Origin of the sequence: Dyadobacter sp. BHUBP1, from assembly GCF_050587785.1 — a bacterium.
GTDB lineage: Bacteria > Bacteroidota > Bacteroidia > Cytophagales > Spirosomataceae > Dyadobacter.
Window position 1 is genome coordinate 474,126 of record NZ_JBOBIH010000004.1, and the last position, 26,756, is coordinate 500,881.

The 26,756-nt window shown below is 51.0% G+C and carries 24 protein-coding genes; 10 read left to right on the top strand and 14 right to left on the bottom strand.

What is annotated here, in order from left to right; translation table 11 throughout:
• The first annotated feature begins 64 nt into the window (after positions 1–64).
• From ACQ4MZ_RS18495 to ACQ4MZ_RS18510, 4 genes are all read left to right on the top strand, one after another.
• Positions 65–790, top strand: a complete 726-nt coding sequence (locus tag ACQ4MZ_RS18495; protein ID WP_430847146.1) for a hypothetical protein — start codon at positions 65–67, stop codon at positions 788–790.
• Between the two features lie 85 nt (positions 791–875).
• Entirely contained in the window at positions 876–2,198 is a 1,323-nt protein-coding gene (locus ACQ4MZ_RS18500) for a T9SS type A sorting domain-containing protein (protein ID WP_430847148.1), read from the top strand.
• An 88-nt stretch (positions 2,199–2,286) separates the two neighbouring features.
• Complete coding sequence (locus tag ACQ4MZ_RS18505; protein WP_430847150.1) at positions 2,287–2,724, top strand: hypothetical protein; 438 nt, start codon at positions 2,287–2,289, stop codon at positions 2,722–2,724.
• 91 nt (positions 2,725–2,815) lie between these two features.
• The gene (locus ACQ4MZ_RS18510) at positions 2,816–3,463 is read left to right on the top strand and encodes a response regulator (protein WP_430847152.1); all 648 of its coding nucleotides are present in this window, start codon (positions 2,816–2,818) and stop codon (positions 3,461–3,463) included.
• Positions 3,464–3,472: 9 nt separating this feature from the next.
• Here ACQ4MZ_RS18510 and ACQ4MZ_RS18515 read toward each other — a convergent pair whose 3' ends face one another.
• The 5 genes from ACQ4MZ_RS18515 to ACQ4MZ_RS18535 form a co-directional block, all read right to left on the bottom strand.
• The gene (locus tag ACQ4MZ_RS18515) at positions 3,473–6,523 is read right to left on the bottom strand and encodes a ligand-binding sensor domain-containing protein (protein WP_430847154.1); all 3,051 of its coding nucleotides are present in this window, start codon (positions 6,521–6,523) and stop codon (positions 3,473–3,475) included.
• 243 nt (positions 6,524–6,766) lie between these two features.
• On the bottom strand, positions 6,767–6,958 hold the full coding sequence (locus tag ACQ4MZ_RS18520) for a cold-shock protein (protein ID WP_106593716.1): 192 nt from the start codon (positions 6,956–6,958) through the stop codon (positions 6,767–6,769).
• Between the two features lie 75 nt (positions 6,959–7,033).
• The gene (locus ACQ4MZ_RS18525; RefSeq protein ID WP_430847157.1) at positions 7,034–8,437 is read right to left on the bottom strand and encodes an AraC family transcriptional regulator; all 1,404 of its coding nucleotides are present in this window, start codon (positions 8,435–8,437) and stop codon (positions 7,034–7,036) included.
• Positions 8,438–8,443: 6 nt separating this feature from the next.
• A complete protein-coding gene (locus ACQ4MZ_RS18530; RefSeq protein ID WP_430847159.1) occupies positions 8,444–9,181 on the bottom strand; it encodes a porin family protein in 738 nt (245 codons plus the stop codon).
• Positions 9,182–9,259: 78 nt separating this feature from the next.
• Positions 9,260–9,616: a winged helix-turn-helix transcriptional regulator gene (locus ACQ4MZ_RS18535; protein WP_430847161.1), complete on the bottom strand. Its 357-nt coding sequence runs from the start codon at positions 9,614–9,616 to the stop codon at positions 9,260–9,262.
• A 119-nt stretch (positions 9,617–9,735) separates the two neighbouring features.
• On the opposite strand from ACQ4MZ_RS18535, the gene ACQ4MZ_RS18540 reads away from it, so the two are divergent.
• Positions 9,736–10,647 (top strand): ClpXP adapter SpxH family protein, encoded by a 912-nt coding sequence (locus tag ACQ4MZ_RS18540; protein WP_430847163.1) that lies wholly within the window; start codon positions 9,736–9,738, stop codon positions 10,645–10,647.
• On the opposite strand, the gene ACQ4MZ_RS18545 is transcribed toward ACQ4MZ_RS18540, so the two are convergent.
• Both ACQ4MZ_RS18545 and ACQ4MZ_RS18550 read right to left on the bottom strand, forming a co-directional pair.
• A complete protein-coding gene (locus ACQ4MZ_RS18545) occupies positions 10,648–11,574 on the bottom strand; it encodes a DUF3078 domain-containing protein (protein ID WP_430847165.1) in 927 nt (308 codons plus the stop codon).
• A 96-nt stretch (positions 11,575–11,670) separates the two neighbouring features.
• Positions 11,671–12,048: a TfoX/Sxy family protein gene (locus tag ACQ4MZ_RS18550; RefSeq protein WP_430847167.1), complete on the bottom strand. Its 378-nt coding sequence runs from the start codon at positions 12,046–12,048 to the stop codon at positions 11,671–11,673.
• A gap of 140 nt (positions 12,049–12,188) precedes the next feature.
• On the opposite strand from ACQ4MZ_RS18550, the gene ACQ4MZ_RS18555 reads away from it, so the two are divergent.
• Positions 12,189–12,875: a porin family protein gene (locus tag ACQ4MZ_RS18555; protein WP_430847170.1), complete on the top strand. Its 687-nt coding sequence runs from the start codon at positions 12,189–12,191 to the stop codon at positions 12,873–12,875.
• A 19-nt stretch (positions 12,876–12,894) separates the two neighbouring features.
• Here the strand turns inward: ACQ4MZ_RS18555 and ACQ4MZ_RS18560 are convergent, their stop codons facing one another.
• On the bottom strand, positions 12,895–13,233 hold the full coding sequence (locus ACQ4MZ_RS18560) for a hypothetical protein (RefSeq protein WP_430847172.1): 339 nt from the start codon (positions 13,231–13,233) through the stop codon (positions 12,895–12,897).
• Positions 13,234–13,438: 205 nt separating this feature from the next.
• On the opposite strand from ACQ4MZ_RS18560, the gene ACQ4MZ_RS18565 reads away from it, so the two are divergent.
• A complete protein-coding gene (locus ACQ4MZ_RS18565; protein WP_430847174.1) occupies positions 13,439–14,638 on the top strand; it encodes an MFS transporter in 1,200 nt (399 codons plus the stop codon).
• Positions 14,639–14,677: 39 nt separating this feature from the next.
• On the opposite strand, the gene ACQ4MZ_RS18570 is transcribed toward ACQ4MZ_RS18565, so the two are convergent.
• The 6 genes from ACQ4MZ_RS18570 to ACQ4MZ_RS18595 form a co-directional block, all read right to left on the bottom strand.
• Positions 14,678–15,244 (bottom strand): ExbD/TolR family protein, encoded by a 567-nt coding sequence (locus ACQ4MZ_RS18570; RefSeq protein WP_430847176.1) that lies wholly within the window; start codon positions 15,242–15,244, stop codon positions 14,678–14,680.
• A 151-nt stretch (positions 15,245–15,395) separates the two neighbouring features.
• A complete protein-coding gene (locus ACQ4MZ_RS18575; protein ID WP_430847178.1) occupies positions 15,396–16,118 on the bottom strand; it encodes a DoxX family protein in 723 nt (240 codons plus the stop codon).
• Positions 16,119–16,291: 173 nt separating this feature from the next.
• A complete protein-coding gene (locus tag ACQ4MZ_RS18580; protein WP_430847180.1) occupies positions 16,292–18,928 on the bottom strand; it encodes an ABC transporter permease in 2,637 nt (878 codons plus the stop codon).
• Positions 18,925–19,260, bottom strand: a complete 336-nt coding sequence (locus ACQ4MZ_RS18585) for a PadR family transcriptional regulator (RefSeq protein ID WP_430847182.1) — start codon at positions 19,258–19,260, stop codon at positions 18,925–18,927. Before ACQ4MZ_RS18585 ends, ACQ4MZ_RS18580 begins: the two co-directional genes overlap by 4 nt.
• Before the next feature lie 305 nt (positions 19,261–19,565).
• Complete coding sequence (locus ACQ4MZ_RS18590) at positions 19,566–21,335, bottom strand: RagB/SusD family nutrient uptake outer membrane protein (protein WP_430847184.1); 1,770 nt, start codon at positions 21,333–21,335, stop codon at positions 19,566–19,568.
• A gap of 7 nt (positions 21,336–21,342) precedes the next feature.
• The gene (locus tag ACQ4MZ_RS18595) at positions 21,343–24,663 is read right to left on the bottom strand and encodes a SusC/RagA family TonB-linked outer membrane protein (RefSeq protein ID WP_430847186.1); all 3,321 of its coding nucleotides are present in this window, start codon (positions 24,661–24,663) and stop codon (positions 21,343–21,345) included.
• A 372-nt stretch (positions 24,664–25,035) separates the two neighbouring features.
• Here ACQ4MZ_RS18595 and ACQ4MZ_RS18600 point away from each other — a divergent pair, with 372 nt between their 5' ends.
• From ACQ4MZ_RS18600 to ACQ4MZ_RS18610, 3 genes are read left to right on the top strand one after another with little or no spacing between them, the layout of a single operon-like run.
• Positions 25,036–25,581, top strand: a complete 546-nt coding sequence (locus ACQ4MZ_RS18600) for a RidA family protein (protein ID WP_430847188.1) — start codon at positions 25,036–25,038, stop codon at positions 25,579–25,581.
• Positions 25,582–25,641: 60 nt separating this feature from the next.
• Positions 25,642–26,091 (top strand): VOC family protein, encoded by a 450-nt coding sequence (locus ACQ4MZ_RS18605; protein WP_430847190.1) that lies wholly within the window; start codon positions 25,642–25,644, stop codon positions 26,089–26,091.
• The gene (locus ACQ4MZ_RS18610) at positions 26,088–26,756 is read left to right on the top strand and encodes a DNA alkylation repair protein (protein ID WP_430847192.1); all 669 of its coding nucleotides are present in this window, start codon (positions 26,088–26,090) and stop codon (positions 26,754–26,756) included. The genes ACQ4MZ_RS18605 and ACQ4MZ_RS18610 overlap by 4 nt, the downstream gene beginning before the upstream one ends.

The window sequence follows — 26,756 nt, forward strand, 5'->3', positions numbered from 1 at the left end:
ATAGCCCAGGCCTCTGTTTTCCATCATTCCTGTTAAACTACCTATATCAAAAACAAAATCTACTATGCAAAGAACTACATTATTTTCAGCATTCATATTTGCTTTGGGTCTTACTGCGTCATCGGTTTCCTTCGCACAAGTCAAAATTGGAAGCAATCCTACAACAATCGATCCTAATAATAACCTGGAAGTAGAAGCCTCCACGCCCGGAAGAAAAACTTCAATCAACAAAACGACGGGACAGGTGACCATTACGGATGGTACCCAGGGAGCAGGGAAAGTTCTTACTTCCGATGCCAATGGCGGTGCCAGTTGGCAAACAAGCGCGGTGGGCTGCGCGAGCTTCGACGCGAGTGGGGCTAATACAACCACGCCTGTGAATGATGTCGGTGTATTTTCGCCTACCAAATTGATCGCCGGCAATGTTGCTTATTCCGCGTCAGGTGCTTATAACAGCACAACCGGTGAGTACACCATCCCTGAGAGTGGGTTCTACATTTTTCACGGATCGGCTGGAACTTATAATGTCGCTGCCGGGACTACCGGTGACAGAAATACTACCCTGCAATTGCTTTCCACTTCCAAGGGACTTTTAAGTTATAGTGTTTCTTCGGAACTGAGTTACGGGGTTGGCGCCTGGCAGGAAGTGACATCTGCCAATTATTTTACTGCGGGTGATATCGTCACGTTTCAAATAGATTCTGGTCATGTTAGCGGAGTGAAGCCTGATTCGGTAGATGTACGTTCCATTTTTTTCTCGGGTACGCGCGTCGATTGTAATAAAAACTAGGATTGATTCAATAGAGATTATTGCAATTTCCATTGAAACGCAACAGGTCATTAGGCTCTTCTAATACCACTAAACAGACGGACCAGTGAAACAACAATATACCAATCCACCCGGAAGCGGATGGCGCAGCATGGCGGTTTCGGCTGCACTGCTCTTAGTCGGGCACCTGGGGCATGCGCAGGAGGGCAGCCAGGGAAATACGACAATTTTTGGCGGAGCCGAGATGACATTTTTCAGTAACCACAACTTCGTGACCGGCGGTGGTGGAGCCCAGCCGGGCGTCATCCTGACCGAGCGGGCAGCGGGGAACTTCGGCGTGCTCAACTTCGCCGGGGATAATCTGGCCTCCACGGGCGCTTCGGACGCAGGCTATGTGGATGGGTACGTACGCAAGTATGGAGCAGGCGCATTTATCTTTCCGGTCGGTGACAATGGCTTTTTAGGGCAGTTCGGCGCTGCGGCCGACGGGGTTATGGGCGCTTATTTCCACGCCGATGCCAATACGGCCGTTACGAGCAACCTTTTTACAGGTTCCAACTATGCGCCGCTGCCGACTGGCGGGCCTTTCCCAACCAGCAGCATGGGAACAAATGTGGACGTGGTGAGCACCATCGAGTACTGGGATATCGACGGAGCGAATGCTACACCGCTGACTTTGACCTGGGATGCCGGCAGTGCGATCGGCACGTTGACGGGCAGCGAGCTCAACAAATTGACGATCGTGGGATGGGACGGAACGCAATGGGTGGCTATTCCTTCCAAAGTGGATGTTACTTCTATACTGGGCGGTACCAGCGACCTGACGGCCGGTTCCATCACCACCATTTCACCGCTCGCACCGAACACTTATACGGCGTACACGTTCGCGGCACTTACGCTGCCGTTGCCGGTGACGCTCACGCGCTTTACGGCTGTTGCGGAAGGCAAAACGGCGCTGCTCGCCTGGGCAACGACGGAAGAAACCAACAGCGACCGGTTCGAAATCGAGCGCAGCGCGGATGGCAAAAAGTGGGCCATGATCGGCTCGGTAGCGTCTACGGGCGAAAGTAAGGTTCTTGTGAACTACACATTTACGGATAATGCCCCGTTGTCGGGAGCGAACCTCTATCGTCTGAAAATGGTAGACAAGGACGATACATATGCGTATAGCGTAATCCGTAATGTGGAGATGAAGGGTGAAGCAATCCGGACCTATCCTAACCCGGTGTCGGACAAGTTACTGATCGACCGTTTTGCGGAAGTGAAGGAAGTGTCGGTGAAAAATACCGCCGGGCAGAGTTTCATCCGGGTTCAAAAAGTGTCGAACGACGGCATCGATGTCAGCAGACTGGCGCCTGGCGTTTACCTCGTAACCCTGACCCTGTTTGACGGCACTATCAGCACACACAAAGTAGCCGTTACAAGGTAGCGCAATCACGATCCGGTTTCTCCCGGGCTTTTTACCAAAGCTCGGGAGAATACCCGCCCCATAAAAAGAATAACCTCGCGTTTATAATATGGCGATTTTAATCGTTACGGATAACCCCACTCTGAACATCGGTTTGCGCACCATTATCATCGGTGAATTTCCTGATATTACCATCTTCGAAGCGGAAACGCTTCACAATACGCTTGCATTAACTTTCGGGCAGCCTGTGAACACCCTGGTGCTCGACGCTGGCGTTGCCGACGGAAAGAACATGGCTTTGCTCGATACATTTAAAAAGGCCAATCCGCAGGCAGCGGTGGTCGTGTATCTGGGTGACGAATTTGAATATATTTATGCGTTCGCGAGAGCGGGTATCACTGCGTTAATTTCCAGAAAATCCGATGCGGTAGAGGTTGCAGAAGCATTGCACCGCGCCTCGAAACGGTTGCGATTTGTCAGTTTCGACATTCAGCAAATACTCCTTTCGGATATTGCAGCGGGTCCTGAAAACCGTCGGAAAGTCTGAAAACTGATTTTAATCAATTTTGAAATGATGATTTGCGAATTATTACTACAATTGCATATTATTTGAAAAACCTCTATTATACGCTTAACTCATGAACATCCTTGTCGTTGAAGATCATTTTCTGGTTCGGATGAGTATGAAGATTGTGCTGCAAGAGCTTTACAGCCACGCCGGCATCGATGAATCGGACAGCTTCGATCATGCCATCGCCCGCATGCGGGCTAATCCGTACGACCTCATCCTGCTCGATATCGAACTTCCCGGTGGACAAGGGACCGCAATGGTAGGCAAGATCCGGCAGTTTCAGCCGGAGACGCCAATTTTGGTGTGTTCCGCGGCCGATGAGCAGCAGAACGCACTCGCATTCATTGCCGCCGGTGCGAACGGATTTCTTTCCAAGACCGCCGAAAAGAGCGAGACGATTAAAGCTATTCTAACAGTGGTCAAAAAGAGCCGCTATGTAAGCCAGGCCGTACAGGAGAGGTTATTGGACGTGGCGACGTATGGCAAGCAAAAACGGACGCGACCATTCGGGATTAAAAGCCTCTCAGGGCGCGAAAGGGAGATTACCGAACTGCTGATTGCCGGAAAATGGGTAAAGGAAATAGCCGCCCATCTCGACATTCAATCCAACACGGTCAGCACTTATAAGGCAAGAATATTTGAAAAACTGGGCGTCGATAATGTGATCGATCTCGCTGCCAAGATCAGAGAGCCCGAAATTTCCGAACGGCCCTGACATTTTTGGTCAGGTACTCTTCGAAAATGTCCGGAACGTCAGCGTAACTCTCGTCCCGGGATCGAGCCGTTCCATTTCAATGCGGTCGGTCACCGAGGGCGCCAGTTCCTTGATCATCGCCAGTCCGATCCCGGTCTGCGGAGATGATGGCGGCAATGCTTTGTCTTCCATAAACCACTCAAGCAGTTCTTTGGATATCCCTCGCCCGGTATCTTCGATGATCAGCTGTAACCGGCTGTCATGATGGGCAATGTACGCCCTGATCTCCCCACTGTCGGTGTATTTGTTGGCATTGTCGATGATGTTATGGATCACGATTTTGAGCAGTTGCTGATGGGTTTCGATGAAAGTATCGGTGGGTATCAGGTTCAGGAATGTATTGGAATTGATTTTTGTGTTCTTGCCGTAGAGCTGCATATTTTCTTCCAGCAGTTCGTGCAGCGACACTGTTTCGCTTTTGGGCTCGTGTTTATAGACCTGGATTTTTACGTAAGCAAGGAGGTCTTCCAGCGAACCCTTCACCATGCGCAATGCATCTTCAATGTTTTTGCCAAAAAGCGACACCATATCGAACTGCTGCCGCTCAATCATTTTCTGCATTTCGCCCGCAACAATGATGGCGGCCCCGAGTGGAGAGCGGACGTCGTGGGCAATGGAGGCCATCAGGCGCGATTGCAGGTGCATCTGGTCCAGAAGCTCGTTTTGAGAACTTTCCAGGTCACGCAGCGTGCCCTGCAACTGGCTGGTACGCTCACTGATCTGAAGTTCCAGAAGCCGGCTTCTCCGCTGTACCGACCGGATCCTGTATTTCAGGTAGAAAAATGCAGCCAGAAAGGCAGCCAGCAAAACCGACAGATAAAACCACCACGTTTGGTACCAGAATGGTGGGACGTCAATGTCGAGGGTTTCGTAGCCGTAATTATTGATCCCGAAACCATTCTTTTTCCGGACATACAAAGTATAGTGCCCTTTACCCAGCGTTGAAATGTTAATGGTCGCTTTGTTAGCGACAGGTGCGTCGATAGCGAGCCAGTCAGCGGCGGTAGGCATGCTGCCACGTTCCGAGAGGGCATAGGAAAATTCGACATTATAATCATTTCCGAAAAACGGCGTATTTACTTCCAGTTTCAGCTGCTTTTGACTTTGCAGGAAGGAAATATGCTTCTGAGGGGTAGGCACGATTGTCTGGTCTATCTCGATCCGGTCAATGATAATTTTCTTGTCGGGCATTTCCGCTGGTATTCGTTCAGGCTTGAACCACACCAGGCCATTGATAGAAGGCAGGGACACAATTCCGGAAGGTAACCTGACAGCGCAGGGTTCACACCCCCCATTGAATTCATTGCTGTTGAACCCTTCGGTTTTTGAGTAGTGGTGATAATAGAGTTCTGCCGGTTTATCGGCATAATCCTGCAGGTCTTTTTTCAATACCTGAAATAATCCCCGGTTGGTAGGAATCCAGAAAAAACCGTTCCGGTCTTCGACCATGCAGTGCGCATTGGCCAGATACCCTTTGCGGTCGAGCGGAAAGTGGGTCAGTTTCCCATTTCTCAACAGAAAAAAACCGTCTTTGTAGGTCGTAATCCATAGTTCAGCATTGTTTGGTGAGATATACAGGCTTCGTATGTAAATCCCTGCCAATCCCTTGACCTCCGAGACTTGCTTCGTTTTTCGCGTAACCTTGAACAGGCCTTGTCCTGTACCAACCCAGAGCGTCCCGACGGGTCGCTCCACCACCCACGATACATTGGTGAGGGGCCCTTTGAGGAACTGTGAAGGCCGGCTATTAGCGGTGAAAGGCGCATTGATAGTAAACAGTCCTTCAGTGCGTGTTGCGATCCAGATGGTTCGGTCGGGCCCTTCGTAGAGCTGGGTGATTTCCGAAGGTAGTGTCCAGGTGAGTTTGATGGCCGCTCCGTCAGGCGAGAGCATCATCAGCCTGGTTGCTCGTTTACACCAAATGAAGCCGTTGTGATCTTTCAGAATGCTGGATTTGTCCCAGAAGACGCTGCTGGTAATGAGCGGAAGCTGCCTGCTTGTGACTTTTCCAAAGTTATCGCTGGTGTAGGCGATGCCCTGGTTGGATAACACAGTGTTTTTATCGATGAGTGTTTGGCCGTAATAAACCTGGTCGGTGTTGGGGTAGGAGGAGGCCAACGTAGTGAACTTTTTCCGGGTAAGGACAAAAAGGCCACTGAGTTGGGTGCCTAAGAAAATGCGTTGGGTCTTGGCGTCATAATAGATAGCATTGATCCGCTCTTTTCCGAAATCATAGCCGGTCATGATCAATTCGGAGCTTAAATCGCCGTTCCGTTCCGGCACGAGTCGGTATACAGACGGACCTGCTTGTATAAACGTCTGTTGTGTAGCATTGCTCCAATACAATATGTACTTGCCTTCCCGGTATAAAGGATCATCGGCCAATGCTCCTTTTAAAATGGCGCGACGAGGATTCAGTGGTCCCGACTCGATGGAGAACCGGTTAAGCTTGCCGTCTTTAAGGTGATAGAGATTGTCCGCCATCCGAAAAAAATACCACGGGCCTTCGTCCGTCCAACCGATGCTCCCCGCGCGCTTCCTTTGCTTGTAATATGCAAGCGTGCTGCCATTGAAAACAAAAAAGCGGTGGTTGCCAGCAGGAAATACCGCATAGTTTGGATAAGGGTTTCCATAATACAACCTCGGTTGGCGTTCCACGATTTGTCCTTCGTGTTTCCTGGGGAAAAGGGACGGGTGCTGTTTGATATATGGGTGCAGCCCGGAGTCGAGCGCTGCCTTGCCCTGATGCACATGAATGAATTCCCAGTCGTCGTTCAGTGCAAAAAAGCCGACGGGTGCCGGGCGCGGGTCAATATGGAAAGAGCCAATGATTGCCGAGGAATACGTTTTGCCGAAATCGTCGAAGATCTTGAAATTTTTGCCGTCAAACCGCGCGAGACCGCGCTGAGTCGAGAACCACATGTAACCCAGTTCATCCTGCGCGATGGTGTAAATACTGTTTTGCGGCAGACCGTCTTCGTCTGTATAGTGTTCGATAAGAAACTTCTCTAATACTGGCAACCGCGTGTTCTGGGACCAGGTACAGGGCGGATTGCAGAACAGGAAAGACAGTAAAAGATAAAAAGGACGGGTGCTTTTATTCACTGGTAAGGCTAATGCGTACTGAATGATCGACAAGTTAGAAATTATTCTACATATTTCGATGAAACAGGCAAGGTTGCGGCTTACTTGTAGTGTGTGAAGTCCCTAAACGAAAAATCCTCCGGGAAGGAGGATTTTTCGTGTGCCGAGTCAAGCAGTTGCTCAGGCTAACGTAACGTTTACAGCATTCAGTCCTTTCCGGCCGTTCTCTACTTCGTAAGTTACAAGGTCATTTTCACGAACATTGTCTTTCAGGCCTGATGTGTGTACAAAAATGTCATTTCCCCCATCTTCCGGAGTAATGAAACCGAAACCTTTCGTTTCATTAAAAAACTTAACCCTACCCTTGTTCATACTTTTACTTTTTTGTGAAGCTTCAAAGGTAGGATAAAATTTCGACGTTGTAACGGAAATATGGTATTTGTAAAATTAATGACGGATAATGGCCAGTTCTTCGTATCGGCTATCGTGTAAATTTCCTGAAAGCCAATCCCTTATAATGTATTTGAAGAACAGCATCGGCGGCTCGTGTTTGTCGATGGCCGCGTGGAAATGCGCAAGGGCAGTCTCAGTTTCGCCAATCGACGCGTTAACTATGCCCATGTCGTAATTGGCCACGACGCTGGTTCGATGCAGCGAGTTCATTTGCGTGAGAATATCCCTCGCGCTTTCCATTTCGCCCGATAATCCGAAAAGCACACCGCATGCGCTGAGTGTAATGCCGTTGTAATTGATCTCCAATGCCGCTTCAAGGGCCTCCTGGGCGGCCGGATATTGTTTCAGGGTGATCAGGTTGAGGCCCGTGATCAGATGGCCGCCCCAGAAAGAAGGGTCCAGTGCCATCAGTTTACGCCCCTGTTCCACGGCAAGGTCGAACCGGGCTGAAATCCAGTAGACATAGGCGGCATAAAAATTGTTGATCAGCGAGAATGGTTCAAGGGTTAGCGCCAGGGCTGCCTCTTCTTCGGCTTCGGTGGGGCGGTCGGTGAGCGCGAGGTACAATGCATACTGGCCATGCAGGTCGGCCGTATTCCAGTTGAGCTCCAATGCCTTTTGGAATGAGGCCGAAGCAGCGGTAAAATCCCACTCGTACAGCATTTGCATGCGTGCGAGCGCAAGGTAGCTTTCCGCAATGGCGTCGTCGAGTGCGAGCGCCTGCCGGGTCGCCTCCTCCATGAGCGGTAAAGCCTTCGCGGCAGGCATATGCCGGTAAAACCACATGTTCAGATAGCAGGAAGCAATGCCGGAATAGGCGATCGCATAAGCGGGGTCGATTTCCAGCGCTGCCCGGAAATACCCGATGGCTTTGTGGTAGTCGTCGCTTCCGCCGAACTTATTGTGGTAAAACCGTGCCCGGAGATACAGCTGGTAAGCCTCTTTATTGTTGGTATAGCGCTTGAATGCCAATGCTGGCTCTTCACCCAACAGCTCGATCTTCACCGCACGCAATATGGCCTGCGCGATCTCCTCTTGTACATCGAATATGTCCTCCAACTGCCGATCGTATTTTTCTGACCATATCTCGGTCCCGTCAACAACATTCAGCAGTCTTGCGGTAATGTGCAGCTGACTGGCCGAAGTTTGCAGGCTGCCTTCCAGAATGTGCCCGACCTGTAAACGCTCTCCGATCCGCTGAGGATCATATGTTTTGCCCTTGAAACTGAAAGACGACGTCCGACCGGCAACGCGCAAGCCGGGCACGCGGCTCAATACATTGATAATCTCCTCGGTGACGCCGTCGCTGAAATACGCTTCTTCGGGGTCGTTGCTCAGGTTGGTGAACGGGAGAACTGCGATGGATATGGGTGCGGACATCAGGTTTTCAGGCAACATAGTGAATTATTTAAAGATAGGTACCGTCACGCCCAGGACCGCCGAGGCGCCACGATTGTGAATTTTGACCGCATCGCTGCGGTTATCATCGGTATTGGACGCGAGGTTATACAGGCCCAGGTGATAGCGCCCTTCCAGAAAGATTTTGATACGGCCAATCGGATACGCTACACCTGCGCCGGCTGTCAAGCCCGCATCGAACGTGCTTACGGCATCGTTGCCCGAGTAGGATTTGGTCGTTGTAACCACCGATTTTTGCTCTCCGCTTACGTAAGTGGCCGTGGTCGTCTCCAATTTTTGCGGGCCGGTACGGAAGCGGATTTCGGGGCCGGCCGAAATGATGGCTTCCAGTTTTTCGGTAAGGTGAGGCCGGTATTGTGCTACAATCGGCAATTCGAAATAGTTGACTTTGACCACGCCTTTCATTGTCCTTTGATAGAGAGAACCGGGTGTTATAATGATGCCTGGTTCCGGTTGATTCGGGCGGACAGTGGCGCCGCGGGATGAAAACCCCGGCTCGGCCTGGATGCTGAATGCCGGCCCAAGCCGGTAGTTGAAAACCACGGCGAAATTGGGCGCGATGCGGTCTTCGAAATTGCTGATATTACTGTTTTGGGCATTCATGGTGCTGAAATTGACGCCGCCCTTCAATCCCAGGCTTAACTGGGCCTGGGCTGTGTGGCTTATCAGACAGCAGGCAGCAGCAGATAGCGCTACTTTGAGAATTTGTCGGAATGATCGCATGGCTAAGTAAATTTGACACAATGAATGGATGGCAATTAACAAAAAAACTTTAAGTAACCGAACGTCTATTTCGGTTTGTCATGCCACCACGCCCTTGCGGTAGAGCATCCCCCAGCCGGCGATTTCGTTGATGATCGGCTCCACGGACCGGCCGTATTCGGTGAGCTCGTATTCGACGGTGACGGGCTTTGTGTCGAGCACCCGGCGGATGATCAGCTGGTTCATTTCCATATCGTGCAATTCCTTGGAAAGCATTTTGGCCGCGATACCGTCTACTTCGCGCAGCAGGTCCATGAAGCGCATTTTATCGTTGAGCAGCAGAGTCCCCAAAATATGGAACTTCCATTTTCCCGAAAGGATCTCCATCGCATCCTTGATGGCGAGGATCTTTTTCTTGCATTGCGCTGAGGTGTTGCAAGTTGCTTGTTTCTTCATTTTCTGCCTGGGCTGGTCGGGCGCAAAGGTAAAATGGGGCCGGGTAGTTTCCAAGAGGTAACCGGTTACCAAAGGGAAATGCATAACAATCGGAAACTATACGAAGGCTAATTTCGGGTATGAAAAACAATCCACTACTCTGCGACACCGAAAGCGGCATTTGTGAACTGCCGTCAGCGCCTGTTGAAAATATCGAAGGCATTGTCGAACCGGGAACCAAACCGGTCAAAATCATTTACTTCACAGACCCGATCTGCTCTACGTGCTGGGGGATCGAGCCGCAGTTACGGAAACTGAAACTGGAATATGGCCAGCTCGTGGATCTCGAATACCGGATGGGCGGTCTGTTGCCCGACTGGTCCTATAACAGCGGGGGAATCAGCAAACCGTCCGACGTCGCCCCGCATTGGGATGAGGTGAGCCATTATTACAAAATGCCTATCGTAGGGGATGTGTGGCTGGAAGACCCCTTGCATTCGTCTTACCCGCCTTCCGTAGCCTTCAAAGCGGCGCAAATACAGGACGATGACAAGGCCATCGTGTTTTTGCGGAGGATCCGCGAAATGGTGTTCCTGGAAAAGAAGAACATCACCCGGTGGGAGCATTTGTCGGATGCCGCCGGGTATGCCGGACTGGACGTCGCATTGTTTGAGCAGGATTACCAAACCCGTGCCGTCACGCTCTTCCAGGAGGACCTGCAACTGGCCGCTCAATGGGCCGTCCGGGGATTTCCTACGATCCTGGTTTTCAACCGGGAGGGTCAGCATGAGAAAGTGTACGGATTTAAACCTTATGAGGTGTTCGAAACCGCGATAGCCAAAATGCATCCGGGCGCCGCAAAGGCCGGGTACAGCAAAAAATGGCAGGATTTGTTCAGCAAATACCCGACCCTCACTGCTCAGGAATTTGCCGTACTTACAGGCCAGAGCTTCGGCGACGTTGAAAATCAACTTCGCACGCTCGCTAAGGAAAACCTCTTGCAAACCTACGCAACTCCGAACGGTACCCTCTGGAAAGCTCCGGTTGCCTGATCAGAGCGCGAAGAGGAAGCCGATACTCAATGCCTGGGCAAACTGGATTTTGGTGCTCTGGTCCTTATCGTAAACCACGATGGCGCCCAGGTTTACATTCACATACTTGTTGATCTTGGCCGTCAGCTGGGCGTCCAGGCGGTTGTCAATCTCCAGCGGGTCCTGAAAGGTTGAAAACATCAGGTACCGGAATTTCAGGTTGACATCCTTGGCGACGTCTTTATCAAAGTTGGCTACAAGCTGGATGAGCGCGGCTTCCGTACGCACGCGCTTGCCTATGGGGACACCGTAGTTTTTCTGGTCAGGCGTATTGACGTACAGGCCGCGGTCGGCGACGATTGTTTGCCGCAATGCGCCCGGCGCGAGATCTACGAAGAAATAGGGGGCAGGGCGGTACTCGATACCGACCGCTTCGGTGAGGTAAGCAGGCGAAAACAAGCCGGAGACCTTTTTCTTGAAAGCGACCGTATCGGTGGCGGCGCTGTATTCATAACCTGCCGCGAACTGGGAAAGGAAGTTGATGTTGGCGAAGAAGCTCCATTTCGGGGAGAGTTCGCGGTTGTATTTGGTGTCGAAGAAAATCCGGTCGACGTTCTTCCGGCTTTCCTGGCCTTTGTTACGCACAATACCATATTGCGACTGAAAGTCATTGCGCCACGAGTTCTTGCCTTTCTTCTTTTCGTTCAATGCATTGAAAAACACACCGAGCGCTACGGAGTTGACGCCACCGCCTGTCCAATTGGAGCTAAAAGACCCCTGGTTGAGATTTGCGCCGAATTCGATCTTATGCCAGGCCGTGTCTTTCGCGGTTTTCAAGCGGCCGGCGTTGATGGTGTTGGAGAAATCGGCTTTGTTTTGTGCAAATGCTGCTGATAGTGAGAAAATAAAGGAAAAAACTACAACCGGAATTACCGTCCTTGTACGCATACCCGAAAAAATACTATTTAATAATCGGGCGAATATATTTGAGCCAGGGCTTTTCAAGCAAGTTTTTGCACATTAAAATTTGCCTGAAAAGGGCCTTCAAGTGTTATTTGGGGCGGACTTATACTTTTTTATTGCTTTTTTCTTCTTCGACGCTTTCGCTTGCGGGTTATAGGCCATACAAAGATTGATCCAATACTGGAAATCCTCGCGCGTACGCATGCCCTCGTCGCTCACATACACGTATCCCTTCATAGGCCTGCTGGCAAAATCCATTTCGCGGCACCCCGGGCGTTCGATGGCCGAGTCGAAGGCTTCTTCGCCCACACGGCACATCATATCTTCGCCGATCACCCCCACGCACATTTTGTCGTTGACCATGAAACAAACGCCCCCAAACATTCGCTTCTCAATTACGTTTTCCTGCTCCGACAATGCTTCACGGATACGATCGCTTAATGTTTCGTTGAATGCCATAGATGAATGATAAAATAGTCCGATATAAGGTAGCTATATTTCTGCAAATCCAAAAGCTGGAAAGTTTGTGTTAATATAAATATCGAATAACTATATCTTTCCGTTTTGGGATAAATCAACTCATAAACCTCTATTAGTTCATGAAAAAAATGATACGGTTTTCCATTCTTTCGGCGGCATTGTTTTTGTTTCTTTACAGCAACGCATTTTCTCAAATTAGTGTAGGGCTCCGGGGCGGTGTCAATCTCTCCAATTTCAGAGCGCCGCGCCCGGTTAAGTTTGATTCGAAAGCCGGGTTGAATGCAGCATTGTTAATCAATATTCCTTTCAGCAGAAATTTTAGCCTGCAAATAGAACCTGGGTTTTCACAACGCGGCTCAAAGTTTGATATTGATGGGCAATGGAACCTGGATAGTGCCCGGCAAAGAACCCACGTTTTTGGAAAAATCTTACTGGGCTATGTGGAGGTTCCTTTGCTGTTTCAATATAAACCACGGTTGGGTAAATTTGAAGGTATTATTTCGCTGGGACCCGAATTTCGATTCGGCTTAGGGCCACAGGAAATAAAATCAACTTCCCGTAGTTACAAGGATGGGGTATTAATAGAAGATAGTTATACCGAATACGATATGAGGCAACCCAACGGTTACCGCACATTTGATTTTGGTTTGGCAGGTGGCGCCGGGGTGGCTTATCCATTACAATTTGGACGGATATTTACAGAAGCGAGATATCATTTTGGATTGAGAAGAATGACAGCGGGTTCAGATTTGTATAATAAAGGCATTTCAATGCACCTGGGAATTCTCATACCTATTAAGAAATAGCTCCCTAAATTTCGTACGTTTAATTTTTTTTTTTGTAATATCTTAAATAAGGAAATGAATTTCCGTATAACTGCTTCTGTATAATGCCCGTCGGCCAGGTGTTGCGGATAATGTCGTGCAATTTTGCCTGCAAGCCATTATGGATTCCCAGTTCACCGGCAACACGCCAAAGCAGTTTCAACTCCTCCAACCGGGCAAGGTTCAGCCGTGCTTCTATGCTTCGGAACAGGTCTTCGCGCCGGATACTCTGGCCAGCCTGCTTTGACGCCCAGGTAGCAAACGTGCACCAGTTGGCAACCGGGCCTGTGCAGTTGATAAATGCCGTGGAAAGTTCGCAATAGCACTGAGTAATGCGCAAATTGCGGATCGTGGGGGCGGAGATCGCCGCGATGGCCCGGACTTCGTCCGGGGAAGGGATATGTATAACGGATTGTTTTCCTTATTGGCTTAAAAATAGCAAAACGGCAAAGGCGAAGTGAAATAACCTATTGAAAGGTACGGACGTTTGGGGCATTACGATCAAATTGCGAAGGTTTCGCACAACTAAATGATAAAATTCCGATATGACTAATCCGAAAGGCCATTTTCTGGCAAATGTCTTCCCGCTGGTTGCCGGCCAGGCACTTTTTCAAACGGCAGGAATATTGGTCGCGGCATTGTCGGGGCTCGTAGGGTACAATCTGGCGGCCGATAAATCCCTGACCACACTACCTGTCGCGATAGTGAGCATCGGCACGGCATCCGCACTGGTGCCCGCCTCGCTGTTGATGAAAAAATACGGTCGGAAAAGGGGTTTTATGGTCGGGATCGGGCTGGGGTTTCTGGCCGGAGCGCTGACGTCACTCGGGATCTATCTCGTCAACTTCTGGCTTTTCGTGGTCGGTAATATGTTTGTAGGCGCGTACCAGGGCTTTTCGCAGTATTACCGGTTCGCAGCCGCAGAGTCGGTGCCGGAGGCCGACAGGAGCAAGGCCATTTCGTGGGTTGTTTCCGGGGGCGTTTTTGCCGCCGTGGCCGGGCCGTCCATTGCGAGGCTTACCAAAGACATCGGTGAGATCCCCTTCCTGTATTCCTATTTGTCGATTATGGGTTTGTCGCTTCTGGCCGTAGCGGCGGTTTCGCGCATCCGCTACGACACGCGTCAGGCTGCGGTTCCGGAGCCCGCTCATAGTGCGCGTCCGTTTTCGGAGATTCTGAAACGTCCCGCATTCATTGCCGCAATTACTTCTTCGGCTGTCGGCTCGGCTGTGATGGTAATGGTCATGACCGCCACCCCAATCACGATGAAGCTCTGCGGCTACAATGCGGATGATTCGTCGATCGTCATTCAGTGGCATGTGCTGGGTATGTTTGTGCCCTCCTTTTTTACGGGTGACCTCATTCAGCGTTTCGGGGCGGTCAGGGTTATCACATGCGGGATCCTGATATTCGTCCTGCATTTGTCGCTCGCGCTGTCGGGCACGGAACTGTTCCATTTCACCACCGGGCTGATCTTCCTGGGCGTGGGCTGGAACTTCATGTTCATTGGCGGCACCGCATTGCTTACAAAGTCCTACGCAATGGGCGACAGGGCTAAGAGCCAGGCTTTCCATGACTTCATGGTATATGCCGTCGCTACATTATCGTCCTTCACGGCTGGCGCGGCGCTCGACCATTGGGGATGGAACGTAGTGAACCTGATCGCCGCTCCGCTGCTCATCGCTGCGTTTGTGATCCTGCAATGGTATGCCGTAATTGAACGAAAGTCGCAAGTTGCTCAATAGGAGGGCGATCGGCTCCCGTTACGGTAGCGTGTAAACGTGCTATTTCTCTTCTGCGAGCCTGTCGCCGAGCAGTTTCTTTTCCGTGTCCGTCAGGTAATCGACCAAAGCATAGCGCCGCGACTTCGTGATCGCCATTTCATCCATTACATCCACCATATTTTTGTAAGTGGAAACCGCGGTAGGTTTGATGACGATCACGAGTGCATTGTGGTCGTCGCTGCGCTTGCCTTCGAGTGCACTTACCCGCCTGTGGGCGGCGAATATGACGTTCCGCAATCCCATTCCCGCATCGGTGGTCTTGAGCGAGGCCGAGGCCTTTTCATCGTCCGGAGAGATACCGTCCAGGTAATAGATCTGATCATGGCTGCCCAGGAAAATAGTCAGGGCCCCGGAGCCCCGGATGGGGAGGCCGTCGGTGGTCCCTTTGTCGGGAAAGAATGCTGACATCGACGTCGGTTTGCTCATGGTGGTAGTGAGCATAAAGAACGTGATCAGTAAAAAGCCGAGGTCTACTATGGGGGTCATGTCGACACGCGTGGATATTCGGTTTCTCATTCTGCCGGTGCCCGTGCTATGGGCGTTGCCGGCTACTTCTATCGCTGCCATTGGTCAGATTGGTTAGTGGTTGAAAGTTCCTGTTAACCTTACCGACTAAATGTATAATTTAATTTAATATAAAAACAAATTTAAGTTACCGTTTTTTAACCTGGTTTTAAAACGCCACTCTGGGCTGGCGGAGCAGTTTAAGATATTCGATTTACCGGGGCGATTTTCCTTTCCCGGCCGCGTTTTCATATTCCTTCAAGCACACATCCAGCGGCTTGCCCTGGGTGTAAATGCAGTCGCAAAATTGTTGGCAGGCCTCGGGATCATCGTTGCCTGGGCAGCCATTTGTGCATTCCTCGGCGGAGTTGCCGGGGCGGATGTCGTACAGGTAAGCATTGCCGATAATAACCGTCGCAACGATGGTAATCACCAGGCCGAAGAATGCGAACGGAAATTTGTTGTTGCCCGCATTGTATACCGGCAAGTCCAGGTCGGCTGTTTTGAACGGCAAAATATACCGGATCCTGTCGAAATACCAGCAAAGCAGGTAGCTGTTCGCGAGCAAGATCAGCGTGACAATGCGTGTGCCTTCGAAACGGGTGGCATACACCAGTACGAAGATGTTGAACATAATAGGGAAGGCCATCAGCGCGCCCAGTACCGCCGTACGGGGAATGAGCAGCAAGGCTGCCGTGATCAACTGCCCCGCGCCGATGAATGTATAATAGTAGCCGGTCAAATGCAGCGCATCAAAGTAATGGCCGAGCGGATGATTGGAAGGCAGCGCCGTAAACCGTTCTCCCATCACCTTCACCATACCCGACGGGATAAATGCCATGGCCACACCAATGCGGCAAAAGATGGCGAAGTAACGAAACCATTTGTTCCCTTTTGCTTCCAGGTAAAAAGCTGCCAGACGGTTTATAAGAGCCATAGCGGTTGAATTTTTCTTTAAATATTTAAAAAGTACTTTGTAATACAAAGTTTAATTGAAGATTTTTTTAGTTCGTGAAAATGGCACCGCATTTTCTATTTGTGAAAGCCGGTCCTGGCCAGGTAAAACAGGACCGGCTTTCATGGTCATTGCTAAGCATATCCGGATGGATGTTACTCGCTTTTCAGGACTTTTGCCGGGTTGCTGCGGGCGGCCCGGGTAGTTTGCGCGCCGATCATGACCAGGGCCAGCAGCATCACAATCAATGCGCCGCCCAGCATTTCGGGGACGCCGATGGGCTGATGATAGGCAAAGCGGGTAAGTAGTACTTTGTCGAATAGCAGGTAAGTCGCTGGCAGGGCTATAAACGCCGCAACGGCCAGCAGCACGATAAACCCGCGGCAAAGCAGGTATACCAATCCCGGCTCGCTGGCGCCCAGTACTTTGCGGATACTGATTTCCTTCAATTTGGTTTCGGTGGTGAATACGACCATGCCGAAAAGGCCTAATGAAGCAATACAAATAGCCAGGAATGCCAGAAAGCCTATCACTTTTATCATCATGGAAAACTGGCTGTATGCCTCTTCAATCTGGTCATCGTAAAAATTCGCTTTCAGCGGGTGTATCTTGTCGAATCGTTTCCAGGCCGATTCAATTTTCGACATCGTGCTTTCCAGGTCGGTGGATGCCAGTTTGAGGTTCAGATAGCCCCATGGTTCGCTTTTAGAATAGCGGAACATCACCGGCTCTATCTTGTTTTCGACGGTTCCGTAATGAAAGTCTTTCATAACCCCTATAATCGTCAGGTCCTGGCCGTCGACCGACAAGACATGTCCTAATGCCTTCCGAGGGTCGCGTTCACCTATATTGAACCGCTTCAAAACCTGCTGGTTGACGATCAGTTCGCTTTCTTTTCCTTTTTCCGGCCGCAGTGTGAAGTTATTGCCGCTAATCAGTTTGTGTTGATGAATGGGGAGGTAGTTTTCATCCACCGTATTGACCCAAATCAATGCAGAATCTCCGGGCGACGTACTGCTCGGACGATATTTTACATCAAAACCATACATGCTTCCCACGCTGGTGACCATGCTGGAGTGAGAGATCTGCGTCACCCCGGGGATTTCAGAAAGATCTTTTTTCAATGTCGCTGCGTCGGTACCGTTAAGCTTGATATTCAGGATGTTTTCGGTCGTGAAGCCGAGGTTGAAATTCAGAAAGCCTTTGTACTGACTGTATCCCACGAGCGTGGTGGCAATGAATACCAGCGAGAGGGTGTACTGCGCCACAATCAGCACGCGGCGTAGCCCGATGTGTCTGAAAATCCGGAGCCCGGAAGCATCTTTCATGGCAGACAATGCATTGATTTTCGAAAAGAAAACCGCCGGAAGAAATCCTGCGACCAGGCCGGTAATGATTGCCAGCGCGATAAATGAAAGTACGGACCGAATTGAAAGGCCGAGTTTGAATATTTCGGGAATATGCGGGTCGAGCGCCAGGAATTCACGTCGTAAAAGCAGGTACAAACCGAAAGAAAAGACTAGGGCGAGGAAGGAGATCAGCACTGCTTCGGTCATGAATTGTCCCAAAACGTGGCTCCTGCGTGCGCCTATGATCTTACGTACACCCACCTCGCGCGAGCGCCTGAGCGACCGTGCGACCGACAAATTGGTATAGTTGAAGCAAGCCGACAAAATGATCACAAAAGCCAGTCCGCCCAATATCCAGAGCGTAAGGGGCTCCATGCGCGGCCCCATATTGTTGGACAGCTTCCGGCCAAGGGCGATATCCTTCAACGGTTGGAGCGACAATGTCACTTTTTTGTGTAGCAAGGCCTTGTTTTCTTCCTTACTGATTTGATTGAGTACCCGCTGCACGCCTGCCGCGCTGCCGTTTCGGGAGAGGGTTATGTAGGTATAGTTGGACCATACATTACCCCAATCATAAAATTCATTCTGCTTTTTGCCTATCGTTGCGTCCCAGCTGGCGAACGACAGAAGGGCATCGAAATGGATGTGGGAAAGGTGCGGAACATCTTTGGCGACGCCCGTAATCTGGTAGTCGAGCGTATCGAAGCGTACAGTTTTGCCTAAAACCTGGGTACTGCCGAACAGCCGCTTTGCCGTTTTTTCTGTCAAAACCAGCGAGTAGGGCTCTTGGAGGGCCGTTGCCGGATCGCCTGCGACGAGTGGAAAGGTAAATATCTTGAAAAATGACGGATCGGCCCAGGTGCCCTCGAGGGGGAAAGTGTTTTGCCCCACCCTGGCATCCCCGGAGAAGCCATTCCGCAACATTGTAAAATTTTCTACGCCCGGAACGTCGCCGGCAAGCCTTTGGGCCGTCCTGATGGAGGTCGACGCCAGGTCCATCGGCGGCTTGCTGTCGTTTTGATGCTGGGTAATAACCCGGTAAATGCGGTCCTTCTTGTCATGAAAATCATCATAAGAGCGCAGGTCATTCACTATGGCAATCACCAGCAACCCGACGGACATGCTCACGGCAAGGCCGACGACGTTGATGAATGAAAAGAGTTTGTTGCGGACGAGGTTACGTCTCGAAGTTTTAAAATAGCTGCCGATCATCATGAAATGCGTTAGAAAAGTGAGAGGTTCTATTTTGCGGATGGTATAAGGCCTTAGGAACTTGATTACATCGAGCCAATAGACCAGTCGTGCATAACGAAGGCCTTTCCGGCGCACATTCCGGATAAAATACTCGTAGAGATCGCCTTCCAGATCTTCGAGCAGCCGGGGCCGGCAATACCACCTCAGGAAAGCCATGGCCCATTGCGGAGGTTGCGGATCCTTGTTCATATCGAGCCTTCCAGGTTAAAACCGGGGATATTCCGCCAGATGGCCTCGCGCAGCTCCTTCGCGCGCGTAAGCGCTACCTTACCCGCATGCGTCACTTCATAGAAGCGTTTCCGTTTGCCTCCCCGTGTGGCACTGGCATCGCCCAGGTGGCTTTTAGCCAGTCCTTTTTCTTCCAGCCTGTTGAGCACGGCATGTACCACACCGAGCTTGGCGGAACGGCCGGTATACCTTTCCAGTTCATCACAAATCGCCACACTGTACGCCTCGGCAGCGAGCGCCGCAATAGTAAGCAATACAAGTTCTTCAAACTCGCCAAGGTTGGTTCCTTTCATCTGGTTGACAGTCTTTTAGTCTATTAATTCATTAAATGTATGTATTATTAAAACATAAAATCATGTTTTGTATGTAAAATATTTTTAGAATTAACAATCTTATTTTTTATCCCCCCGGGCTAAAGACCGGGGCAATGGGACTGGCGGGGAACAAAAAAGAGGTTGCCGTGGCGGCAACCTCGCTTTCAGCAGTCACTATATGACTAGTCATGACCAGATCTGACAATGACTGGCAATTCATGACTACATCTGACAATACATGACAACATATGACTACTTCTGACAATTCCTAACAACACGGCACCCTACCACCCCGGATTCTGGCCCAGGGCAGGGTTTCTGATGCGATCAGGTTCCGGAATGGGATAGAGGTATTTTTTATCCGCCCATTCGCGTTGCCCGGGATTCCACATTACTTCGCCGGAGGTGCCTTTCGATAGCTGGATGCGGCCTACGGCAGTCGAGGGGCTCACGTCCACAAATGCGATACCTGGCGTGGTGGAAGTGGGTTTGGTACCCTGGTAGAAATACACGTCGTTCTTCCCGTCGCCATTCAGATCGTATTCGCCGAGGGCGGGGACGTACATGCCGTTCATCGGTGCGCTCTGAAACAGGTTTCCCAGTTTCCATCTTCTCAGATCGTCGGGGCGGAGGCCTTCGAAGACCATTTCCGTACCTCTTTCACGCAGTACTTCGAGCAGCACCGCATTGGTAAACTTCCCGTCAAAGAACGCTACCATATAAGGATCGGCTGTCGTAGGAAGGCTCGTCAATGTTGCGCCGGTGATCCCTGCGCGCTTCCGCAATGCGCCAATAGTGTTGGTCCATTCCGCGTCGGTCATTTTGTCGAGCTCGGTCAAAGCCTCCGCTTTGTTCAGGAGCACTTCGGCCCACCGCATGATAATATGTGCGTTGTCATTGCGGCTCTCGTCGTCGAAAGGAAAACGCTCGTCATAGCACCATTTAATCGGCTGGTAGCCAGTGTAGGTCTGAGTGAAATTCGGCGGGGCAATGACAGGCGCGCCGTTTTCGGTACGGGTGTAGTCGCCCGTGCGGATGGTTTGTTTCAACCGCAAATCACGGTTTTTAACCTCTTCCACGAAGGGAGTGGTTTCATAACCTTTTTTGCTGGTGAAAGGAGTTCCGTCCAGGTTAAGGTAGGTATTTACAAAACGGCGCGTCAGGCTGGGACGGTTGCCGTAAGTAGGGCTGATGAACCGGCGATTGGCCGAACTGTATACCTGCAAGCTGGCGCTCAATGCCACGGAAAGAATGGTTTCGTCGGCGAATGCACTTTTCGCGATAAACAATTCGCGGTAAGCTCTGTCCGGTGAGGTCGAGTGCAGCGTGAAACCGGTGATCGCATTGGCTTCCTTCACCACTTCTTCATACCAGGTATTGGCAGTTGCCTGCTTGTTGTCCTCGGTATGGTATTTCCGCCACGATGCTTCGAACAATGCAATGCGTGTTTTGTATGCACGGGCCACATTTTTGGTAATGCGCGTCACCGACGGGTCGGAAGTCAGCGTAATGTTCTCGATCGCGAAGTTGAGGTCCGCAAGCACTTTGTCCATTACTTCGTAACGGTTCATGCGCGGGCCGTACAAAGTGGCGTCGTCCTTTACGTCGATCGTCTTGTCGATCCAGGGTACATCACCGAACCTTTTTACCTTATCAAAATAAAACAGAGCCCGGAAGAAGCGCGCCAAACCGAGGTAATGGTTTTTGGTAGCGACGGTGCTTTTTTCCGTGTTTTCAATAAAATAGTTGATGTTTCGCAGTTGCGACCAGCTCCATCCGCTGCTGGTGATCGGGCTCAACGCATTTACAGCCAGGTAATCGTCTACGCCATTGCGGGCTACCAGGTCGGAGTTGTCGTCGATCTGGAAAACGCCTACATCCGTACCGGGAAGCAGGTCATAAAAGGAGGCGGCGTAAAGTTCCAAACCAGCTTCCGAGCTAAAAACAGCTTCGTTGGTAGCGGTATCCACCGGCACTTCATTCAAGTCGCAGGAACTTGCCGTGGCGAGCAGCATCACAGCAAGGGTATAGCTAAGTATTTTTTTCGTTTTCATAATTGCATTAGAAATTGAGTGACAGGCCGATCGATACGGATTTCAGCATCGGATAGTTGTATCCATCACCCGAGCTTCCGCCGCCCAGGTCTCGGTCAGATCCGTAAATGCTGGTCACGTCGGTGTCGCGCGTCCACTTGTATAGCGGCGACCACGTCCAAATGTTCTCACCTGAAACATAAACTTTCAGGTCGCGGGCGTGGATTTTCGAGGTGATGCGTTCGGGAATGGTATATCCGATTTGCAGGTTTCTCAAACGGATATAGCCGACATTCTGCATGTAGCGGTCGTTGGCCACCTGCAACGCGCGGCCCGAGCCTTGCGCCACATATCCTACGAGGCGTGGCAGGTAAGCATCGAAGTTACCGAGCTCTTCGCGGTACATATTATCCTTTTGCCAGCGCGGATAGGCGTTGTAAGGACGGTTGTACTGTCCCCAGAAACGCGCTTCCGACGAGGGATACCAGTTTTGCTTCAATACCCCCTGGAAGAATGCGCCGAGGAAGAAGCCGTTCCAGTCACCCGACAGGTTTACGCCGTAGCTGTAACGCGGCTCGGAGTTACCGATAATGGTTTTGTCACCCGAATTGCCCACGCGGTTCAAGCCCTGGTAAATCACGTTATCGCCGTCCAGGTTCTGGAATTTCAGGTCACCCACGTAGTTTTTGCGGGTATTGGTGTTCGGGATGTTTGCCTGCGAAGGGGATTCGGTGATTTCAGCTTCCGAGCGGAACAGGCCTGCCACTTTGTACCCCCAGATCTCGCCCACACGCTGGCCTTCGTAGTAGTCGGTCAGGTTTTTGTCGGGGTTGTTGTATTTGGTGATGGTCGCTTTGTAGTCGGCTAATGTGAAACGCACATTGTAGTGGAAGGGCTTCGAAGCTACATTGAACTGATCGTCCCAATTAATGGATAGCTCCCATCCGTTGGTTTTCAAATCGGCATAGTTGCCTTTTGGAACAGTCGTTCCAAAAACCGCAGGCAATGTCGGTCCGACGGTGAACATGTCCGTCGTTTTACGCTGGTACATATCTCCGGAGAATTGGAGACGGCCATTCAGCGCATAGAAATCCAGACCAACGTTGGCGGTAGTAGCTGTTTCCCAGGTCAGCCCGTTCGGTACAACGCCCGGCATGCTCGTAGTCTGCGGACGAATTCCGTTGATCACACGTCCCGATTGCGAAATATTGAATTTCTCATTGAATGTGTATGGGTCGATGTTACCGTTGCCCAGCGATCCATAAGAAGCGCGGACTTTCACGTTGGAAAGGATTTTCGGGTCCACTTTCCAGAATGGCTCCTCGGAAACCCGCCATCCGGCCGATACCGATGGGAAGAACGCCCATTGCTGATCTGTCGGGAACTTGGAAGAGCCGTCGTAACGACCGTTCACCTCAAGCAGGTAGCGTTCGCGGAAGTTGTAGTTCAAACGGAAAAAACCGCCGGCAATGGCCCATTTCCGGTAACCACCTTGAGTGGTTATGCTTTGTCCTAATGCGAGGTTAATATCGTCCGCGCCGCTGTATACAATGCCGTTTCGTTGTGCGGCCAGATTGGTCGTGAGCGACCGCTCGTAGTTGAAACCACCCAGCAGTGTGAAGTTGTGCACATTGTTGAACGACTTCACGTAGTCTGCGTAGAAGTTGGTAGCAAGGTAATTGATCGTGTTACGTCCTTCCGTAATGTCGTTGGTGTTGGTACCGGTGTAGCCGATCACGCCCTTCGTACGGCTGTATGGCACCTGCACGCGGATCTGACTGGTGGCAAGGTCGGTGCTTTGGAACGTCATGTTGGCTTTGAGTGTCAGTGCTTTCTGGAAGAATTGTGCTTTCAGGGCTGTCTGGTTTTTGAGGAACCGGCGGGTCTGATCCTGGGCGTTGCGACCGTAGTAGTAGTCGCCCACTGTGTAAGCTGCCGAGAATGAAAGCGTTCCGTCCGGGTTGGTCAACGGCGCGAGCGGGTGGCCTTCATCGGCGATGTTGCGGTAAATACCGCTCCCTTCGCCGACGTTCAGCGGCTGGTGGTATTTCATCGACGAGAACTCGGTATTGTTGTCCACACGCAACCACGGGGTCAGCTGCACACCGCCTTTACCGCGGAAGTTGTACATGCTGTATTTATCCGTATTGTAGCGGAACAAACCGTCCTGATTGTTAAAGCGTCCGCTCAGCAGGTACGTCGCTTTGTCGGTGCCGCCGGCAATAGACAATGCGTGGTCTTGTGCGCTAAGGTTTTTCTTGTAAAGCTCTTTGTACCAGTCAGTACTGTAATAGTATTGATACTCTCCCGTTGTAGGGTTCACTTCCACGCGGGGCAGCGACGGATCTTCGTATCTCCGCTTGATCTCCGCCAGGTAGGCAGGGGAGAATGCGATAGTTTTGTTGATGGCCGTCGGCGTGTTGCCGTTGTCATTCCAGCGTGACCATGCATCGCTGAAACCCTGAGCCCATGGATAGGAATCCACGATATTGTCGGGTACTTCCGTTGGCGCTTTAATAGAGTAGTTGGCCGAATAGGAAACCCGCATTTTACCTTCAGGCGCTGGCCTTGTAGTAATCAATACCACCCCGAATACCGCACGGGCACCGTAAATGGAGGCCGAAGCCGCATCTTTGAGTACCGAAATGCTCTCGATATCCTGCGGGTTCAGCATACGCGGGTCACCTTCCACCCCGTCGATCAGTACCAGTGCGCTTCCTTGCTGGCCAATGGAGGTCGTACCACGGACGTTGAACTGGGGCGACTGCGTAGGCTTGCCGTCGAACATCCGGATGTTCAGGTTAGGTACGACGCCCACCAGGCCTTGCGCGAGATTGGGAACGGGCCGGTTTTGCAGCACTTCTTGTCCCACCTGATCAACGGCGCCGGTCAGGTTTACCTTCTTTTGCGTACCATATCCAACCACTACTACCTCGTTCAGCGATTTACTGTCGGCTTTCAATGCAATGTCAATGGTCGACCGTGTGCCGGTCGCAACTTCCTGGCTTGTGTAACCTACATAGGAGAACACCAGCACGGCGCCACCTTCCGGAATTTCGAGAGTATAGTTGCCATTTGCGTCGGTGACCGTACCTGCCTGGGTGCCTTTGATAACCACGTTCACGCCAGGGATACCGTTGGGGGTATCGCCGTCGGTTACGCGACCTTTGATCTGGCGGTCGGCCTTCACAATGCTCTTGTGTACGTTACCGGATAGAATGCCGGTTTTAGGATCGGGAGTCGGGTTTGCCCAGCTCGTGCCGCCGATGATCGCGAGCAGCGCCGCATGGGCAATCGATTTTTGTAAGGTTCCCGCACCGAGCGGCCACCTTTCGTTACATCGATACATATGGGTGTAGATTTTGGGTATGGTGAATGAATTGAGTTAGTTCCGGTTTTGAGGCGACAAAATTGGTCAATCCGCATTATTTACGGCGGCCATGCATTGCTATTTAACAATATCATAATCTGGATTGCGAGACGGGTTAAGGGGAGTTTATGACATGAAAAGTCAAGAATGACTGAACAAATACTGTATTTGTTTAATTATGTGATGAAAAAATAGTATAAATAAAATAGAAGAGTGTTTTGGCGCTGGCGATAGCTCATGCCGCGAAGGGTTGTTGCAGAGGCACGGCGGTTACGAATGAAGGCCTGCGATTGCGGGTTCTCTGGGAATGATTGTTAATTTTAGCCGCATTTAATTATTAAACTAAACCTTATGCAATTTAAATCAACCTCGCTGGCAGCCATGCTGCTCCTGTTACTGACCGTTAGTTTCCATTCACTGGCGCAAAACGGCCGCCCCGATCCCGAGAAAAAACTCGCCGAGCTGGGTATAACACTGCCGAAACTGAACCCCGGGAAGGGAAACCTCCTGCGTGCGGTGCGCGTGGGTAATCTCATTTACCTTTCTGGCCATGGACCCGACAAACCCGGCGGCGGCCAGATTCTGGGTAAAGTGGGGGACGACCTCACCGTAGAGCAGGGAAAAGAAGCAGCCAAACTTTGCGGTATCGCATTGCTGGCTTCATTGAAATATGAGATCGGCGATCTGAAAAAAGTGAAAAGGGTCATTAAAGTATTGGGCCTAGTGAACTCCACGCCGACGCTGACACAGCAACCCCAGGTTATCAATGGTTTTACTGATTTTATGGTAGAAGTTTTCGGCGAGAGCGGCAAGCACGCCCGTTCCGCAATTGGCGTGGCATCGCTGCCTTCGGGTATCGCCGTGGAGATCGAAATGATCGTCGAAATAGAGCCATAAGTGTCTTTTTTGTTGGAAAAACCTTATTATTGAGTGTATTAATCCAAAATAACCACCACCATGGCTACCGTAAACATTTACCTCACTTTTAACGGCAACTGCGAAGAGGCCTTTAATTTTTACCAATCCGTTTTTGGCGGAGCGTTTCCGTATGTAGGCCGGTTCGGGGAAATGCCGCCGGGGGAGGATGGCAAGACTATAAGCGAAGAGGATTCGAACAAGATCATGCACATCAGCTTGCCGATCAGCAAGGAGACGATCCTGATGGGCAGCGATACCGGCGGTGAATGGGCGGCAGGTTACAAGCCTGGAAACAATTTTTCGATCTCCGTCAATGCGGAAAGCCGTGGTGAAGCCGATACTCTTTTTGCCGGACTTTCGACGGGCGGGCAGGTGACGATGCCGCTGGCGGACACGTTCTGGGGGGCGTATTTTGGAATGCTGACCGATAAATTTGGGATCAACTGGATGGTCAACTATGATGATCCGGAAAAAATGCAGGGTAAATGACCGTCGAACAAGTATTAGCACAGCTTGAATCGCTCGGATCTGAAAAAGTGCGCGCCATGAATAAGAAAAATGGCGCGCACGAAAATCAGTTCGGGGTGAAAATGGGCGATATCAGGGCCATAGCGAATAAAATCAAGTCTGACCATGAACTGGGTCTGGCTTTGTGGGACACCGGCAATATCGAAGCGCAGCTTTTGGGAATGCTGATCATGAAGCCCAAATTGCTGTCAGTCGGCGAGCTCGACCGGCTGGTACATGGTGTAAACTACGGTTGGGTGGCCGATTGGTTTTCGTCCTATATTGCCAAGGAGCACCCGCAAAGAGAGGAGCTTCGGGAGGCGTGGATGGAATCGGATTATCCGTGGGCCGCCCGTGCGGGATGGAGCCTCACAGCCGGGCGTGTGACGCGCGATCCCGCGGGGATAGACGTTCCGGGCCTGCTCGATCGGATTGAGTCGGAAATGGCCACAGCTCCGTCCGAGGTACAATGGACCATGAACACTACCCTGGCGCAGATCGGGATCCATTTTCCTGAGCTTCGCGCACGTGCGCTGGCGATCGGTGAAAAGCTGGGTATTTACCGTGATTATCCGGTTTCAAAAGGCTGTACCTCACCTTTTGCGCCGATCTGGATCAATGAAATGGTGAGCAGGCAGAGCAAGTAA

Coding starts and splice junctions, on each gene's coding strand:
- ACQ4MZ_RS18495 (WP_430847146.1), top strand. CDS start 65: ATGCAAAGAACTACATTATTTTCAGCATTCATATTTGCTTTGGGTCTT.
- ACQ4MZ_RS18505 (WP_430847150.1), top strand. CDS start 2,287: ATGGCGATTTTAATCGTTACGGATAACCCCACTCTGAACATCGGTTTG.
- ACQ4MZ_RS18510 (WP_430847152.1), top strand. CDS start 2,816: ATGAACATCCTTGTCGTTGAAGATCATTTTCTGGTTCGGATGAGTATG.
- ACQ4MZ_RS18520 (WP_106593716.1), bottom strand. CDS start 6,958: ATGAACAAGGGTAGGGTTAAGTTTTTTAATGAAACGAAAGGTTTCGGT.
- ACQ4MZ_RS18525 (WP_430847157.1), bottom strand. CDS start 8,437: ATGTTGCCTGAAAACCTGATGTCCGCACCCATATCCATCGCAGTTCTC.
- ACQ4MZ_RS18530 (WP_430847159.1), bottom strand. CDS start 9,181: ATGCGATCATTCCGACAAATTCTCAAAGTAGCGCTATCTGCTGCTGCC.
- ACQ4MZ_RS18535 (WP_430847161.1), bottom strand. CDS start 9,616: ATGAAGAAACAAGCAACTTGCAACACCTCAGCGCAATGCAAGAAAAAG.
- ACQ4MZ_RS18540 (WP_430847163.1), top strand. CDS start 9,736: ATGAAAAACAATCCACTACTCTGCGACACCGAAAGCGGCATTTGTGAA.
- ACQ4MZ_RS18545 (WP_430847165.1), bottom strand. CDS start 11,574: ATGCGTACAAGGACGGTAATTCCGGTTGTAGTTTTTTCCTTTATTTTC.
- ACQ4MZ_RS18550 (WP_430847167.1), bottom strand. CDS start 12,048: ATGGCATTCAACGAAACATTAAGCGATCGTATCCGTGAAGCATTGTCG.
- ACQ4MZ_RS18555 (WP_430847170.1), top strand. CDS start 12,189: ATGAAAAAAATGATACGGTTTTCCATTCTTTCGGCGGCATTGTTTTTG.
- ACQ4MZ_RS18565 (WP_430847174.1), top strand. CDS start 13,439: ATGACTAATCCGAAAGGCCATTTTCTGGCAAATGTCTTCCCGCTGGTT.
- ACQ4MZ_RS18570 (WP_430847176.1), bottom strand. CDS start 15,244: ATGGCAGCGATAGAAGTAGCCGGCAACGCCCATAGCACGGGCACCGGC.
- ACQ4MZ_RS18575 (WP_430847178.1), bottom strand. CDS start 16,118: ATGGCTCTTATAAACCGTCTGGCAGCTTTTTACCTGGAAGCAAAAGGG.
- ACQ4MZ_RS18580 (WP_430847180.1), bottom strand. CDS start 18,928: ATGAACAAGGATCCGCAACCTCCGCAATGGGCCATGGCTTTCCTGAGG.
- ACQ4MZ_RS18585 (WP_430847182.1), bottom strand. CDS start 19,260: ATGAAAGGAACCAACCTTGGCGAGTTTGAAGAACTTGTATTGCTTACT.
- ACQ4MZ_RS18590 (WP_430847184.1), bottom strand. CDS start 21,335: ATGAAAACGAAAAAAATACTTAGCTATACCCTTGCTGTGATGCTGCTC.
- ACQ4MZ_RS18595 (WP_430847186.1), bottom strand. CDS start 24,663: ATGTATCGATGTAACGAAAGGTGGCCGCTCGGTGCGGGAACCTTACAA.
- ACQ4MZ_RS18600 (WP_430847188.1), top strand. CDS start 25,036: ATGCAATTTAAATCAACCTCGCTGGCAGCCATGCTGCTCCTGTTACTG.
- ACQ4MZ_RS18605 (WP_430847190.1), top strand. CDS start 25,642: ATGGCTACCGTAAACATTTACCTCACTTTTAACGGCAACTGCGAAGAG.
- ACQ4MZ_RS18610 (WP_430847192.1), top strand. CDS start 26,088: ATGACCGTCGAACAAGTATTAGCACAGCTTGAATCGCTCGGATCTGAA.